At 46.4% G+C, this 14900-nt stretch carries 14 protein-coding genes and 1 other annotated feature (1 of these 15 cut by a window edge); of the genes, 10 read left to right on the top strand and 4 right to left on the bottom strand.

The features are described from left to right. Window positions 1–75 (top strand) — a binding site (T-box leader) (it extends 170 nt beyond the left edge of the window). A 64-nt stretch (window positions 76–139) separates the two neighbouring features. From trpE to SFC66_RS02775, 9 genes are all read left to right on the top strand, one after another. Continuing rightward, on the top strand, window positions 140–1543 hold the full coding sequence (gene trpE, locus SFC66_RS02815) for an anthranilate synthase component I (protein WP_411217185.1): 1404 nt from the start codon (window positions 140–142) through the stop codon (window positions 1541–1543). After that, the gene (locus tag SFC66_RS02810) at window positions 1524–2126 is read left to right on the top strand and encodes an anthranilate synthase component II (RefSeq protein WP_411217184.1); all 603 of its coding nucleotides are present in this window, start codon (window positions 1524–1526) and stop codon (window positions 2124–2126) included. The genes trpE and SFC66_RS02810 overlap by 20 nt, the downstream gene beginning before the upstream one ends. Beyond that, window positions 2107–3120 carry an anthranilate phosphoribosyltransferase gene (trpD, locus tag SFC66_RS02805; protein ID WP_411217183.1) on the top strand — a complete coding sequence of 338 codons (1014 nt, stop codon included), beginning with the start codon at window positions 2107–2109 and terminating at the stop codon, window positions 3118–3120. Before SFC66_RS02810 ends, trpD begins: the two co-directional genes overlap by 20 nt. After that, on the top strand, window positions 3117–3899 hold the full coding sequence (gene trpC / locus SFC66_RS02800; RefSeq protein WP_411217182.1) for an indole-3-glycerol phosphate synthase TrpC: 783 nt from the start codon (window positions 3117–3119) through the stop codon (window positions 3897–3899). Before trpD ends, trpC begins: the two co-directional genes overlap by 4 nt. Then, complete coding sequence (locus tag SFC66_RS02795) at window positions 3896–4504, top strand: phosphoribosylanthranilate isomerase (RefSeq protein ID WP_411217181.1); 609 nt, start codon at window positions 3896–3898, stop codon at window positions 4502–4504. Before trpC ends, SFC66_RS02795 begins: the two co-directional genes overlap by 4 nt. A gap of 5 nt (window positions 4505–4509) precedes the next feature. Further along, entirely contained in the window at window positions 4510–5715 is a 1206-nt protein-coding gene (gene trpB / locus SFC66_RS02790; RefSeq protein ID WP_411217180.1) for a tryptophan synthase subunit beta, read from the top strand. Beyond that, window positions 5708–6487, top strand: a complete 780-nt coding sequence (trpA, locus tag SFC66_RS02785) for a tryptophan synthase subunit alpha (RefSeq protein WP_411217179.1) — start codon at window positions 5708–5710, stop codon at window positions 6485–6487. Before trpB ends, trpA begins: the two co-directional genes overlap by 8 nt. Before the next feature lie 166 nt (window positions 6488–6653). Further along, complete coding sequence (locus tag SFC66_RS02780; RefSeq protein WP_411217736.1) at window positions 6654–7553, top strand: ABC transporter ATP-binding protein; 900 nt, start codon at window positions 6654–6656, stop codon at window positions 7551–7553. After that, a complete protein-coding gene (locus SFC66_RS02775; RefSeq protein WP_411217178.1) occupies window positions 7546–8802 on the top strand; it encodes an ABC transporter permease in 1257 nt (418 codons plus the stop codon). Before SFC66_RS02780 ends, SFC66_RS02775 begins: the two co-directional genes overlap by 8 nt. 55 nt (window positions 8803–8857) lie before the next feature. Here the strand turns inward: SFC66_RS02775 and SFC66_RS02770 are convergent, their stop codons facing one another. The 4 genes from SFC66_RS02770 to SFC66_RS02755 form a co-directional block, all read right to left on the bottom strand. Continuing rightward, the gene (locus SFC66_RS02770; protein ID WP_411217735.1) at window positions 8858–9283 is read right to left on the bottom strand and encodes a VOC family protein; all 426 of its coding nucleotides are present in this window, start codon (window positions 9281–9283) and stop codon (window positions 8858–8860) included. A 251-nt stretch (window positions 9284–9534) separates the two neighbouring features. Next, window positions 9535–10299: an NAD-dependent epimerase/dehydratase family protein gene (locus tag SFC66_RS02765; RefSeq protein ID WP_411217177.1), complete on the bottom strand. Its 765-nt coding sequence runs from the start codon at window positions 10297–10299 to the stop codon at window positions 9535–9537. A 3-nt stretch (window positions 10300–10302) separates the two neighbouring features. After that, a complete protein-coding gene (locus tag SFC66_RS02760; protein WP_411217176.1) occupies window positions 10303–10758 on the bottom strand; it encodes a methylated-DNA--[protein]-cysteine S-methyltransferase in 456 nt (151 codons plus the stop codon). 53 nt (window positions 10759–10811) lie between these two features. Beyond that, the gene (locus tag SFC66_RS02755; RefSeq protein ID WP_411217175.1) at window positions 10812–12431 is read right to left on the bottom strand and encodes an ABC-F family ATP-binding cassette domain-containing protein; all 1620 of its coding nucleotides are present in this window, start codon (window positions 12429–12431) and stop codon (window positions 10812–10814) included. A gap of 221 nt (window positions 12432–12652) precedes the next feature. On the opposite strand from SFC66_RS02755, the gene SFC66_RS02750 reads away from it, so the two are divergent. Continuing rightward, a complete protein-coding gene (locus SFC66_RS02750) occupies window positions 12653–14833 on the top strand; it encodes a DNA topoisomerase III (RefSeq protein WP_411217174.1) in 2181 nt (726 codons plus the stop codon). The last annotated feature ends 67 nt before the right edge of the window (window positions 14834–14900 follow it).

Genomic DNA, 14900 nt, shown 5'->3' with positions numbered 1-14900 from the left:
CTTTCGTATCCGAATGAGAGGAAAGCAAGAGAGCTTTCAATAGAGGTGGCACCGCGGTGAAGAACCGTCCCCTATGCATATGAACACATCATGTGCATAGGGGACGGTTTTTTTATTACAAAGAAAGGGAGCGAGACAGATGGCAGTTACGGACAGTATACGATTTGAGAAAAAGCAATTGAACGGAGACACAGTCACGCCAGTCGTTATTTACAAGCGGCTGTCAGGTGAGAAGAAGTTTTTACTGGAAAGTTCGGTTCACCACACCGGAAAAGGACGCTATAGCATCATTGGGGCCAATCCATACAAAGAATTGATCGGTGAAGGAGGAGGAACAACCCTGAGAACCTCAAGCGGAGAACAGAAGCTTGCGGAAAAGCCGCTTGAAGTGTTGAAAAAACAATTCAGCAAAATGGATCTGCCACTTGATTTTCCTTTCTATGGCGGAGCAGTCGGATATATGGGATACGATTCGATTCGGCAATATGAAGCAATTGGCGAAGTACCAGAAGATCCAATCGGTATGCCTGAAGTTCACTTTATGTTTTATGAAGATATCATCGTGTATGACCATAAGCATGACCGCATCACTTTATTGGCCATTGATGGTGAAGGGAACCGATCAACGGAAACGCTGCAAACCCGTCTAAATGAAATGGAGCAGGAGATCATGACCTTCAAGGATGTACCGGATGCTTTTTTGCAGCCAGTGCATTTCCAGCCAGAGACAGAGCAAGCAGTATTTATGCAGATGGTGGAGGATGCCAAAGCATATATCAAAGCAGGTGATGTATTCCAAATCGTACTGTCACAGCGATTGACGGCAGATTTTACAGGGGATGCTTTCAGCTTCTACCGGAAACTGCGATCCAGCAATCCTTCGCCTTATATGTTCTTCCTCGATTTCGAGGACTATGTCGTACTGGGGGCATCACCTGAAAGCTTGATCAAAGCGAGCGGCAACAAAGTGACGGCCAACCCGATTGCTGGGTCCAGACCGCGCGGTAAAACAGTGGCACATGATGAACAGCTGACAACGGAATTATTGGCAGATGAAAAGGAATTGGCGGAGCATCGCATGCTGGTCGACTTAAGCCGCAATGATCTTGGGCGTGTGTGTAAGGTTGGCACGATTGAGCTGACGAAATATATGACGGTGGAAAAATATCAACACATCATGCACATCGTCTCCGAAGTGCAAGGAGAATTGGCAGACGATATGACTGGGTTGGACGCATTGATAGCAGCCCTTCCAGCAGGTACTGTTTCAGGCGCTCCGAAAATACGGGCTATGGAATTGATCAATGTATTCGAAAAGAAAAAACGAGGGCTCTATTCCGGAGCTGTAGGTTATATCAATATGAATGGCGATCTTGATTTGGCACTGGCTATCCGGACAATGATCATCAAAGACAAGAAAGCATATGTACAGGCGGGAGCGGGACTGGTGTATGACTCAGATCCCGAGACAGAATATCACGAAACGCTGCATAAAGCGAAGTCGTTAACGGAGGTTGGATTACATGATATTGCTGATCGATAATTATGATTCTTTTACGTATAATCTATTCCAATATACAGCGGAGCTTGGCGAAGATGTCAAAGTTGTCCGCAATGATAAGATCACCTTACAGGATATCGAAGAAATGAAGCCGGAAGCAATCATCGTTTCACCGGGACCGGGACGACCGGAGGATGCTGGGATATGCGTCGCAGCGATCCGACATTTTGCTGGGGAAATTCCGATCTTGGGCATTTGTCTCGGTCACCAGGCAATCGGCACTGCCTTTGGCGCCACTATTAGCACAGCCGGACAAATCAAGCATGGTAAGACGTCGACACTTCGCTATGAAGGAGAACCGGCAATCAAAGATATCATAAAGAATCTGCCGATCATGCGGTACCATTCGCTCGTCATCAATAAACGAAATATTCCGAATGAATTGGAAGTTACATCGTATGCAGAAGATGATGATGAGATCATGAGTGTCCAGCATATTCGCTATCCGATATACGGGTTGCAGTTTCATCCGGAATCAATCGGAACCGAAGCTGGTAAGGAAATCGTGAAGCATTATATCCAAATCATGAAAGAAGGGGATAGTCATGAAACCGTTATTGGCTAGACTGACACAGTCTTTGACTTATGAAGAAGCGTTGCAGGCGTCGCGTGAATTGCTGGATGGCAGTATGCCGGAAGCTGTAGCCGGTGCATTTCTATCCATGCTGCAAAATCGCGGGGAAACTGCGGATGAAGTAGCAGCAATGGTGGCTGCCATTCGCGAGAAAGCACAGACGATTCCTCTTCAGGCAGCAAATGTGATGGATAACTGCGGTACGGGTGGAGATGGGTCGCAAAGCTTCAATATCAGTACAACCGCAGCTTTTGTCATCGCCGGTGCAGGCATTACGATTGCCAAGCATGGCAACCGCAGCGTATCCAGCAGAACAGGCAGTGCGGATGTGCTGGAGAACCTGGGGATTCCATTATATTTGCCGCCAGGGGAAATGACGCATTTGCTTGAAGAGAATGGGATCGCCTTTTTATTCGCTCCACATGTTCATCCTGGTTTGAAACAGGTGATGCAGCTGCGTAAAGTGCTGCGCATCCCTACCATATTCAATTTGATTGGTCCTTTGACTAATCCGGTCCAGCTTGATTCCCAGCTGCTCGGAATCTACCGGCGCGATATGCTCGGGATGATGGCGGAGGCACTTCAGAAACTGGGTCGCAAACGAGCAATCGTCATCAATGGTGCTGGGTACATGGATGAAGCATCACTGGCAGGGGAAAACCATCTGGTCCTGCTGGAAGACGGCAAGCAGACAAACTTCACGCTCCATCCGGAAGAGGTAGGCCTGCCTGTATACCCCCTGGAAGCGATCAAAGGCGGAGATGCAGCGGAGAATGCAGACATCCTGCTGCGGGTATTAAAAGGAGAAACAGGTGCTCATCGCGATACTGTCGTACTAAATGCAGGACTTGGCATATTTGCCAACGGAAAAGCTGCATCCATTCAAGACGGCATCAAACTAGCACAGGAAAGCATAGACAGCGGAGCAGCCAGGCAAAAGTTGCAATTTTTGATCGATTACAAGCAAAGGGAAGTGACGTCATGACATTTCTGGCACGGATATTGGAAGAGAAGCAAATGGAAATCGCCACATTGAAACAAACATATCGCCCGACCATAGCACAGCGTAAACCTATTTCTTTATTTGATCGGTTCCAGCAGCAAAAACAGCTGCAGATCATTGCGGAAATCAAACGTGCGTCTCCCTCCAAAGGTATGATCAACCCGGATGTGGTGCCAGCTGAACAGGCAAAAATGTATCAAGCAGCTGGTGCCGGGGCTATTTCAGTCCTGACTGACACGCCATTCTTCAAAGGTACAATGGATGATTTGGCTGCTGTCCGGGAAGCGGTGGAATTACCGCTATTGAATAAAGATTTCATCTTGGATGAAATCCAGATCGATAGAGCAGCTGATTATGGAGCCGATGTGATTCTTTTGATTGTGGCAGCTTTGGAAAAGGATCGATTACACGCACTCTATGACTATGCAAAATCGAAAGGAATGGATGTACTGGTGGAAGTACACAATGAGGAAGAATTATCGCAAGCGCAAAATCTAGGAGCCAACATCATCGGTATCAATAATCGAAATCTCAAAACCTTCGAAGTTGATTTGGCTGTGACAGAACGATTGATAGAGAAAATTGATACTTCCGCAACACTAGTAATCAGCGAAAGCGGCATAATGGTACCCGCAGATGCAGAACGTGCAGCAAAAGCGGGGGCAAAAGGCATCCTTGTCGGGGAAACACTGATGCGAGCTGACGATGTTGCAGCAATATTGGGAACACTTAAAGTTCCGGTAGGAGCGAAGCAATCATGATCGTCAAGATCTGCGGCATCCAGACGGTGGAATCCGGGCAGGCTGCAGTGAAAGCAGGAGCAGACATGATCGGGTTCGTTTTTGCAAACAGCAGAAGGAAAGTATCCCCAGCACAAGCAGCAAGCATTGGCAAAGAGCTCCCTCGCACCGTGAAAAAAGTAGGTGTGTTCGTCAACGAGCCGATTGATAGCTTGCTAAGAATCGCCGATGCAGCCGGACTGGATTATATTCAGCTTCATGGCGATGAAACACCAGACTATGTCAATTCCATCGATAAACCGGTCATTAAAGCCTTTTCGATAGCTTCACGGGAGGACCTGGATCAGCTTGCGAATTTCCACTGTGATTATTATTTGCTCGATAGTCCGGCAGAAGCGTATAGGGGAGGCAATGGCACAGCATTTGATTGGTCGCTTGCTGGCTCGGAGTCCATTCCCAGGGATAAGTTATTCCTCGCGGGTGGGCTGCACGCAGAAAATGTACAGCAGGCGATTGGGGAAGTGCATCCCGTCGGTGTCGATGTGAGCAGCGGCGTGGAGACAGACAAACAAAAGGATCCTATCAAAATAAAGCAATTCATTACAGCGGCAAAGAAAGGACAGTGAAAAATATGACAGCATATCCGACAGAAACCGGGCATTACGGCAGTTTTGGGGGACGATTCGTACCGGAGACATTGATGCCGGCCATACTTCAACTGGAAAAAGCATTCAAAGAGGCGAAAGAAGATCCTGCCTTTCAAGAAGAGATGCGCTATTACTTGCAACAGTATATCGGACGCGAGACACCGCTATATTATGCAGAGCGCTTATCTGCTTCTTTGGGAGGGCCGAAGATTTATTTGAAACGGGAAGATTTGAACCATACAGGTGCGCATAAGATCAACAACACTATCGGCCAGGCACTGCTGACACAGCGTATGGGGAAGAAAAAAGTCGTAGCTGAAACAGGTGCAGGCCAGCATGGAGTGGCTACTGCGACAGTCAGCGCACTGCTTGGTTTGGAATGCATCATTTTCATGGGCAAGGAAGACGTCAGGCGACAAGCGTTGAATGTTTACCGCATGGAGCTTTTAGGCGCACAAGTCGTCTCTGTCGATCAAGGTAATGGCACTTTGAAAGATGCCGTCAACGAAGCGATGCGCTATTGGACGGCAAATGTGGAAGATACGCATTACATCTTTGGCACAGCTGCTGGTCCGCATCCATTCCCGCAAATTGTCCGTGATTTTCAGCGGGTCATCGGCGATGAAACCCGCAAGCAAATCATCGAGGCAGAAGGCAAGCTTCCAGAAGCGATCGTTGCTTGTGTTGGCGGCGGAAGCAATGCAATTGGCATGTTTTATCCGTTCGTCGATGATCGGGATGTGACAATGTACGGCGTGGAAGCTGGCGGTATGGGTCTGCCAACAGGTAAGCACGCAGCTTCGCTTACCGAAGGAAAAGCTGGAATCCTGCATGGATCATTGTCTTATCTGCTGCAAAATGAAGACGGTCAAGTACAAGAAGCACATTCGATTTCAGCCGGCTTGGATTATCCTGGCGTGGGTCCTGAGCACAGCTATTTAAAAGATACCGGCCGGGTGACATATGATGCCGTTACCGATGAAGAAGCACTGGAGGCTGTGCGGCTGCTTTCCAGGACAGAAGGAATCATCCCTGCTTTGGAAAGCGCCCATGCAGTAGCATACTGTAAGAAGCTTGCTCCTGTAATGGATAAAGAAGATGTGCTGGTCGTCTGCTTGTCTGGACGCGGTGATAAAGATGTGAACACAATCAGGGAAGCGCATGAAACAGGAGGGGATCACGATGAGTAAAGCACAGCTGGATTCTGCATTTCAAATAGTATCACAAGCAGGCGAAAAAGCTTTTGTGCCATATATAATGGCTGGCGATGGCGGCTTGGACAGTTTGAATGAGCGCATCCGATTTCTAGTAGACTGTGGAGCGACAGCTATTGAACTTGGCCTGCCTTTTTCAGATCCGGTAGCAGACGGACCAACGATACAAGCAGCCGGTATACGCGCACTGGATGCCGGAACGACTGTCCGGAAAGTACTGGATGAAGTTGCAAAGGATAAAGATAACCGCAATGTGCCGCTTGTTATCATGACCTACTTGAATCCAGTCTTCGCCTATGGCGTAGAAGCGTTCGCTTCTGCATGTGCAGCAGCAGGCATATCCGGGCTTATATTGCCTGATTTGCCGCTTGAAGAAGAAGGACTGGTTGTGGAAGCACTTCAAAAACACGAGATTGCGCTGATCCGTTTGGTCGCTTTGACAAGTACGCCAGAAAGGATACGGGCCCTTGCCGAGCGTGCAGAAGGTTTCCTCTATGCGGTTACAGTCGCAGGAACGACAGGGGAAAGAGCGACATTTGTCGATCAGCTGGGCGCACATTTGCAGGAGCTGAAAAAAATGAGCAAGGCACCAGTACTGGCAGGTTTCGGGGTTTCCACACCAGAGCATGTAAAAGAATTGAGTCAACATTGTGATGGAGTGGTAGTCGGAAGTAAAATAGTGGATGCACTGCATCAAGAAGACAGACAGCAAGTGAAAAATCTGATTATGTCGAGAAAGCAAGCATAAGCGGTCAAATAGAGAAGAGTGCGAAGCGATTTTGCACTCTTTTTTATTTTGCTGGATTCATATTGGACTGTTGAGAGTTCATTAAAGGTTGGTGCGATTTTGTGTAAAAGTGAAACATTTCCAACATTTGTCCGTACAATTAGTAGCAAAGAATGAAAGGATGGTGCTGGTGCTTCAATTAACAGATGTAACCAAAAGGTTCGGCAAACATACAGCAGTCGATCAGCTGACGCTATCAATCCCTGAAGGGGAGATTTTCGGCTTCTTAGGTGCCAACGGAGCAGGTAAAACGACTACTTTCCGGATGATACTTAATTTATTGGAGAATACAGAAGGGAAGATACTTTGGCACGGTAAAAAGATTACATATGAACAAAGCAATGAGATAGGATATCTTCCGGAAGAACGCGGCCTTTATCCGAAACTTACGGTAAAAGATCAGCTTGTGTATCTTGCCAAGCTGCGGGGAATGGCCAAAGCCGACAGTGTCAAAGCACTGAAAAGCTGGCTTGAAAGATTCAACATAACAGAGTACGAAAATAAAAAAGTGGAAGAGCTTTCCAAGGGGAATCAGCAAAAGATACAATTCATTTCTGCTGTTCTGCATAATCCACGGCTTTTGATATTGGATGAGCCATTTTCCGGCCTGGATCCCGTTAATGTGGAGATGCTGAAAAAGGCTGTCATTGAATTGAAACAATCTGGCACGTCCATCATTTTCTCTTCCCACCGCATGGAGCATGTGGAAGAATTATGCCGTTTCCTTTGCATCATGAAGCAGGGAAAACCAGTCGTAGAGGGAGATCTGACAGAAATCAAGCGTTCTTTCCGCAAGAAGAACATCACCATTTCAGCAGACTATGACTTGAGCTTTTTGGCAGAAACAGCAGGAGTTGTGAAATATAGAGAGACACAGCAGGGATGCAAACTTCAGATTGCTTCTTCCGAAGATGCACCTATTGTATGGAAACTGCTGACCGAAAGAGGGTTCGTCAATAAATTCGTAGTGGAAGAACCGACTTTGAATGACATCTTCATCGAAAAGGCAGGTGAATCATATGCATAAATTTTGGATTGTATTCTCACATACTTATTTATCCCGCGTGAAGACAAAAGGGTATATCATTTCCAGTGCAGTCTTTTTACTAATCATATGCGGTATTTTCTACGTACCTGATATCGTTGAACGCTTTACCGGTGATAGTGAGGAACCAGTAGTTGCAGTGATTGATGAAACGGAAAACCAGCAGCTTTACGATGCGTTGAGCAGCGGTGCCGAAGATTATCAGCCTGAGTTATTCGATGGCAACGAAGAAAAAGCCAAGCAGGCTGTTGAAAATGAGGAATATGAAGGGCTGCTTGTCCTGGATCAGTCAGAGCAGAACTTGCCGCAGGCTGTCTTCTACGGTATGGACCTGACCAATAGTACCGGGGATGATATGGAAGAGCAGCTGCAGCAAATCAAAGTTGCCCAGGCCGCATCACAAGCAGGTTTGGACGAAGCTGCCATGCAGGAAATCTATGCACCGGTTTCATTCGAACGGCAGTCGCTAGATGAAGGAGCGAAGACAGAAGAAGAGCTGGCAGGATCATTTGGACTTGTCTATATTTTAGTTTTCGCGCTGTATATCAGTGTCATCACTTACGGTATGATGATTGCAACGGATATCACGAATGAAAAATCATCCAGGGTGATGGAGATTTTAATCTCAAGCTCTTCCCCGGTGAGCCAAATGTTCGCCAAAGTCCTTGCGATCGGCATGATGGGGCTTACGCAATTGGCATTGATTGCAGCTGCTGTCTATGTCATGATCCAAATCCGCGGCCAGGAACTTAACGGAGGTTTCTTCGATTTCATGGGTATTGCGAACGCTTCGCCAGTTACATTGATTTTTGCAGTGATTTTCTTTATTTTAGGATACTTCCTGTATGCCATTATCTGTGCCGGGCTCGGTTCGGTGGTAAGCAGGATGGAAGATGTGCAGCAGCTTGTAAGTCCAATCATCTTCTTGGTGATGGGCGCTTTCTTCCTGGCTATGTACGGCCTTAACTCACCAGATTCGACAATCATTGTCGTTGCGTCCTACATTCCGTTCTTTACGCCAATGATCATGTTCCTGCGTATCGGAATGCTCGGTGTACCTGCATGGGAAATAGCGTTATCCATCGCAATTCTTGTAGCAACGATACTCTTAATCTCTTGGATATCAGCCAAAGTATATCGTGGCGGTGTTCTCATGTATGGCAAAGGTGGTTCGTTCAATCAGCTGAAGGAAGCTTTGAAACTATCTGGAAATATCAAAAACAAAAATTGATCGGGATAAGAAGAAAGGCTGTCGGGATATTCCCGACAGCCTTTCTCGTTCATTATCAGTGATCAGTCAGTGTGGAAATTTGCCATGTTACCCCGAATTTGTCTTTTACTTGTCCGTATAATGCACTCCAGAAAGTCTGCTGCAGCTCCATGATCACTTGACCTCCGCCCGACAGCTTCTCGAACACTTGTCTTGTTTCCTCGGGAGTGCTGGTAATCACAGCGATGCCTACTTGATCTCCTAGCACGAGCGGCTGATTCGGGAAGGTATCAGATAACATCAAATCGTGATCCCCGACTTTTAGATGGGCATGCAAGACATGATTTTTTGCTTCAGCAGGTACTGGATGATCGGGATCCTCCGGCATCTCACCAAAAGTCTTTAAATCCAGTACTTGAGCACCCAAGGCATCTTCGTACAGTTTGACTGCTTCTTGGCCGTTGCCATTTGTCACGATATAAGAATTGATTCCGAGTACCATTTTCAACATCCATCCTATCCATTGTTTATTGTTTATTTGCTCTAGTATGGATTCGATGCAGAAATAAGAATTCCTTTCATTCTGAAATAAGTTGGCAATTTATTTTGCTATCCATAGCATACATTTGTTTGATATGTCATTAAATCTGTAAGTAAGAAAAAGTTCCGCAGTAAAATGAGAATCCTCCATCTATATAATGGAGGATTTTCAGGATTGTCGCCCATAGTTTGATCTGCGGACATCATTTTGGCTTATCTGCCAAAGTTCGTAAACACGCCGCCAATATAGTCTGTCACATTTTCAAGCTTTACGTTTTCGATTTCGGAGCGATAATCTTCTGGGTTGTCTTCAGGGTTATATCCGATTTTTGCCGCATCACGATTATCAAAGTAAGCATTATGAAGGGAAGAGACGCCATAAAAGACACTGGTGGCAATCTTGTCTGCCTCAAGACAGCGTACAATCAGCTGGTTCATATCACGAACACTGATCCAAGTATTCAAGTTGCGATGTTCGGCGGGCTTTTCCAAATAGCTCCCGATACGAAGGCTGGCAGTTTCAATAGCATGTTTCAAGTGATACATATTCGCCAGATTTTCGGCGAAGGCTTTGCTTGCTCCATAATAGGTATCAGGCAAGTGTGGTGCTTCCGGTCCGATGGATTGGTTGATAGGATGGAAGCCGACAGCATGATTACTGCTGGCGAAGACAATGCGTTTCACACCATGCTTTTTAGCTGCTTCATAAACATGATATGTTCCGTTGAAATTGTTGCGGTTGATTTGCTCGTACGTGCTTTCTGTTGCAATTCCGCCTAAATGGACGATCGCATCCACACCTTCTGCAAGTTTCGCCACGTCTTCCAAAAGAGCAAGATCTGCCTGTTGGAAATGTCCGTATTCCTTCAGCTCGTCATCCTGCTTGATATCCGTCAAAACCAATTCGTAATCCTGGTGAATTGCTTTCACCAGATTTTTGCCGATATGACCGGCAGCTCCTGTAACAAGTACTTTCATCTGTCATCTGCTCCTTCTTTGTTCGAATTCCAACAGCCAACTCTTACGCCAAGGCTCCCAGCGATAACCAGTCACGATACCATGTTTACCGACCACGCGGTGACAGGGAATGGCAATGGCAAATGTATTGCGTCCCACCGCGCTGGCAGCTGCCCGAACAGCCCGTGCATTGCCCGTTTCTTCTGCAATTGTGCTGTAAAAGCTGGAATTGCCATATGGAATCTGATTGACCTGGTCCCAGACACGCTGTTGAAACAGGGTACCATTCATTGCCAGGGGCAGCTTGAATTGTGTAAGACCACCAGAAAAATATGCTTGCAGCTGCGATTGAGCAAGCTGGATCAGTGTATTTTCATATACTGGCATCTCTTCAGCAAAAGTGATGCTGGTAATATATTGATCTGTTGCAGTGATATGTACATTACCTATAGGCGTCTTTACATTACCGGAGTAAGACATATTTGCCTCCTAAGAAACAAGCTCCAAAGCAGGAAGCCTTGGAGCTTGATGGATTAACTGTACATTGCTGCGATTTCTTTTTGCAGCTTCTTATCAGAAACATATTCATCATAAGTCATTTCTTTATCCACGATGCCTGCTGGAGTGATCTCGATCAGGCGGTTCGCGATACTGTTCACGAACTGTTGGTCATGTGAAGTGAATAGAAGCACACCTTTGAATTTGATCAATCCTTCGTTCAAGGATTGGATGGATTCAAGATCCAAGTGGTTCGTCGGTTCGTCCATTACCAAGACATTGGATTTGCTCAGCATCATCTTGGATAGCATACAACGTACTTTTTCTCCTCCGGAAAGGACACTTGCTTCTTTCAATGCATCTTCACCACTGAAGAGCATACGGCCAAGGAAACCGCGGAGGAACGTTTCAGTCTGATCCTCCGGAGAATATTGGCGAAGCCATTCAACCAAAGTAAGGTTCACACCATCGAAATATTCGGAGTTGTCTTTCGGGAAGTATGATTGGGAAGTCGTGATACCCCATTTATACTCACCGGCATCAGCTTCCATTTCACCCATGATGATTTTAAGGAGTGTCGTTTTCGCGATCTCATCGCGTCCGACTAGTGCTACCTTATCTTCACGTCCGATTGTGAAGCTGACATTATCCAATACTTTGACACCATCGATCGTTTTCGAGATGCCTTTTACTGTCAATACATCATTACCGATTTCACGCTCTTGCTGGAATCCGACATACGGATAGCGGCGGGAAGAAGGCTTGATATCTTCCAATGTGATGTTATCAAGCATTTTCTTACGGGATGTTGCTTGCTTCGACTTGGAAGCATTGGCGCTGAATCGTGCGATGAACGCCTGCAATTCTTTTATTTTCTCTTCTTTTTTCTTGTTTTCATCCTGTGCCATCTGTGTGGCAAGCTGGCTGGATTCGTACCAGAAGTCATAGTTTCCGACATAAAGCTGGATTTTACCGAAGTCAACATCTGCAATATGAGTACAAATCTTATTCAGGAAGTGACGGTCGTGGGATACGACGATGACGGTGTTCTCGAAATTGATCAAGAACTCCTCCAGCCATTGGATCGCCTGCAAATCAAGTCCGTTGGTAGGCTCATCCAGCAGCAAAACATCCGGGTTACCGAACAAAGCTTGTGCAAGAAGCACTTTTACTTTTTCGGAACCTGTCAATTCAGCCATTTTCTTATTATGCAAATCTTCCGGGATGCCAAGTCCTTTTAATAGGACAGCAGCATCGGATTCTGCTTCCCAGCCGTTAAGCTCTGCGAATTCGCCTTCAAGTTCGGCTGCACGCATACCATCTTCTTCAGAGAAGTCAGCTTTTGCATATAGTGCGTCTTTTTCTTCGATGATTTTGAACAAACGCTCATGACCCATCATCACAGTCTGCAACACTTCATGCTCTTCATAACCGAAATGGTTCTGTTTCAGGAAGGCAAGACGCTCGCCATCGCCGATCGCGACGTTACCAACCTGCGGCTCAACATCACCGGAAAGTACTTTCAAGAAGGTCGATTTACCAGCACCGTTAGCACCGATGACCCCATAGCAGTTTCCAGGAGTGAACTTTATATTAACTTCTTCAAATAGCTTCTTATCGCCATATTGTAGACCTACATTATTTACCGTTATCATGTATACCTTTTCCTCCATGATCAAAAATGTCACGCATGCCTTAAGCTTACGGGATTTATAGGTGTAAGTCAATGTTCTAAATTTTGTATGATAGGTCCAGGATGGGAAGACGGCAGTGAAAAAAATGAAGTTCGCCATTACTTACTGCTCCGTGCCCGCTGCTCCCGAAATGCACCGCCATATGCTAAAATATAAGAAGTGATTCGAGAAAGGATGTTTTCATGGGTAAAACGGTTGTGCTGGCAGAGAAACCATCTGTCGGACGTGATATAGCGCGCGTTCTTGGGTGTACGAAGAAGACGAACAGCTATATGGAAGGAAAAGATTATATTGTCACGTGGGCGCTTGGTCACTTGGTGACACTTGCGGACCCCGAGACATATGACGATAAATATAAAACTTGGAAGATAGAAGACCTGCCGATGCTGCCTGAAAAGCTGAAGCTTGTCGTGATCAAGCAGACTGGCAAACAGTTCAGCACGGTGAAAACACAGCTGAACAGAAGTGACGTCAGTGAGATTGTCATCGCAACGGATGCCGGTCGTGAAGGAGAGCTTGTGGCGCGCTGGATTTTGGAAAAAGCTCGTGTGAACAAGCCAGTGAAACGGTTGTGGATTTCTTCGGTTACGGATAAAGCCATCAAGGACGGCTTCAAAAACCTGAAAAGCGGCAAGCAGTTCGAGAACCTCTATAAAGCGGCAGTAGCTCGCTCCGAAGCGGACTGGTACGTTGGACTGAACGCAACACGTGCATTGACAACGAAATTCAATGCGCAGCTGTCCAGCGGCCGTGTGCAGACGCCGACTTTGGCGATGATCCATCACCGCGAAGAAGAGATCAAAAACTTCAAGCCGGAGACATTCTATGGTATCGAAGCCAAGACACAAAAAGGCTTGCGCCTAGTCTGGAAAGATCAAAAGCATAACAGCACACGCACGTTTGCTAAAGACAAAGCAGAACAAGTGCTGCAAAAGCTGAATGCAGTCAAAGGTACTGTAAAGGAAGTCGAGAAGAAGCTGAAGAAAAGCTACGCTCCGCAGCTTTATGATTTAACAGAGCTGCAGCGCGATGCCAACCGCCTGTTCGGCTTTGGCGGTAAGGAGACACTCAATATCATGCAGCAGCTGTATGAGCGTCATAAACTTCTGACGTATCCGCGTACGGATTCCCGTTTCTTGTCTTCCGATATCGTGCCGACGCTGAAAGATCGAGTGAAAGCAGCAGGTGTAGGCAGCTATGGCCGTTTGGCGACAAAGATTACAAACGCGCCTATCAAAGCTACGAAGGCTTTTGTGGATGATAAAAAGGTTTCCGATCACCATGCGATCATCCCAACTGATCAAAACGCATATGGCGCTGATCTTTCTGATAAAGAACGCAAAATATATGATTTGGTGATCAAACGTTTCTTCGCAGTCCTGTTCCCGCCATTTGAATACGAGCAGACTACTTTGACAGTCGAAGCAGCAGGTGAAGTCTTCACAGCCAAAGGTAAAATCGTCAAGAAACAAGGCTGGAAGGAAGTCTATGCCAATCGTTTTGAAGACGAGGAAGCCGATGATGACCAAACATTGCCGAATGTTGAAAAAGGCGAAGAGTGGCCACTATCGTACCGTATGACGACAGGCGAAACAAAGCCGCCGGAACGATTCACAGAAGGCACCTTGCTGCATGCGATGGAAAATCCTGTCCGTTTCATGGCAGGCGAGGACAAAGAACTGATCAAGACGATCGGTCAGACTGGCGGACTTGGCACAGTTGCAACTCGTGCCGATATCATCGATAAATTGTTCAATACATTTTATATCGAGAAACAAGGCAAGTATCTAAAGATGACATCCAAAGGCCGTCAGCTGCTGGAGCTAGTTCCGGAAGATCTTAAATCACCTGCACTGACAGCAGAGTGGGAAATGAAGCTGAGTGCCATTGCAGAAGGTAAACTGAACCAAAAACAGTATATTTCTGAAATGAAGCAATACGCAAAAGAAGTCGTTACCGAAATCAAGAACAGCGAACACAAATACAAGCATGACAATATGACCGGAACACATTGCCCTGATTGCGGCAAGCTGATGCTTGAAGTGAATGGCAAACGCGGTCGTATGCTCGTTTGTCAGGACCGGGAGTGCGGCCATAAGAAGAATATCGCCAAAACGACGAATGCTCGCTGCCCGAACTGCCATAAACGCCTGGAGCTGCGTGGCGAAGGGGAAGGTCAGATGTTCTTCTGCAAATGCGGACATCGGGAAAAGCTAAGCACCTTCAACGAGCGCCGTAAGAAAGAGAAAACCAATAAAGCAAGCAAACGAGATGTACAGAAGTATTTGAAGAAGAACCAGCAAGATGATAGTTTTGCAAATACCGCTCTGGCTGATGCATTAGCGAAGTTTAAGAAACAATAAGTATGAAGGACCTGCCGATTTCCGTATCGGCGGGTCTTTTTTTATGGGCGAAAACAGATACTGCATT

The sequence above is a fragment of the Terribacillus saccharophilus genome, assembly GCF_046592895.1.
GTDB lineage: Bacteria > Bacillota > Bacilli > Bacillales > Amphibacillaceae > Terribacillus > Terribacillus saccharophilus_D.
The sequence above is the reverse complement of the archived record's forward strand: the minus strand, read 5'-3'. Positions and strand labels throughout refer to the sequence as shown.

Coding starts and splice junctions, on each gene's coding strand:
- trpE (WP_411217185.1), top strand. CDS start 140: ATGGCAGTTACGGACAGTATACGATTTGAGAAAAAGCAATTGAACGGA.
- SFC66_RS02810 (WP_411217184.1), top strand. CDS start 1,524: ATGATATTGCTGATCGATAATTATGATTCTTTTACGTATAATCTATTC.
- trpD (WP_411217183.1), top strand. CDS start 2,107: ATGAAACCGTTATTGGCTAGACTGACACAGTCTTTGACTTATGAAGAA.
- trpC (WP_411217182.1), top strand. CDS start 3,117: ATGACATTTCTGGCACGGATATTGGAAGAGAAGCAAATGGAAATCGCC.
- SFC66_RS02795 (WP_411217181.1), top strand. CDS start 3,896: ATGATCGTCAAGATCTGCGGCATCCAGACGGTGGAATCCGGGCAGGCT.
- trpB (WP_411217180.1), top strand. CDS start 4,510: ATGACAGCATATCCGACAGAAACCGGGCATTACGGCAGTTTTGGGGGA.
- trpA (WP_411217179.1), top strand. CDS start 5,708: ATGAGTAAAGCACAGCTGGATTCTGCATTTCAAATAGTATCACAAGCA.
- SFC66_RS02775 (WP_411217178.1), top strand. CDS start 7,546: ATGCATAAATTTTGGATTGTATTCTCACATACTTATTTATCCCGCGTG.
- SFC66_RS02770 (WP_411217735.1), bottom strand. CDS start 9,283: ATGGTACTCGGAATCAATTCTTATATCGTGACAAATGGCAACGGCCAA.
- SFC66_RS02765 (WP_411217177.1), bottom strand. CDS start 10,299: ATGAAAGTACTTGTTACAGGAGCTGCCGGTCATATCGGCAAAAATCTG.
- SFC66_RS02760 (WP_411217176.1), bottom strand. CDS start 10,758: ATGTCTTACTCCGGTAATGTAAAGACGCCTATAGGTAATGTACATATC.
- SFC66_RS02755 (WP_411217175.1), bottom strand. CDS start 12,431: ATGATAACGGTAAATAATGTAGGTCTACAATATGGCGATAAGAAGCTA.
- SFC66_RS02750 (WP_411217174.1), top strand. CDS start 12,653: ATGGGTAAAACGGTTGTGCTGGCAGAGAAACCATCTGTCGGACGTGAT.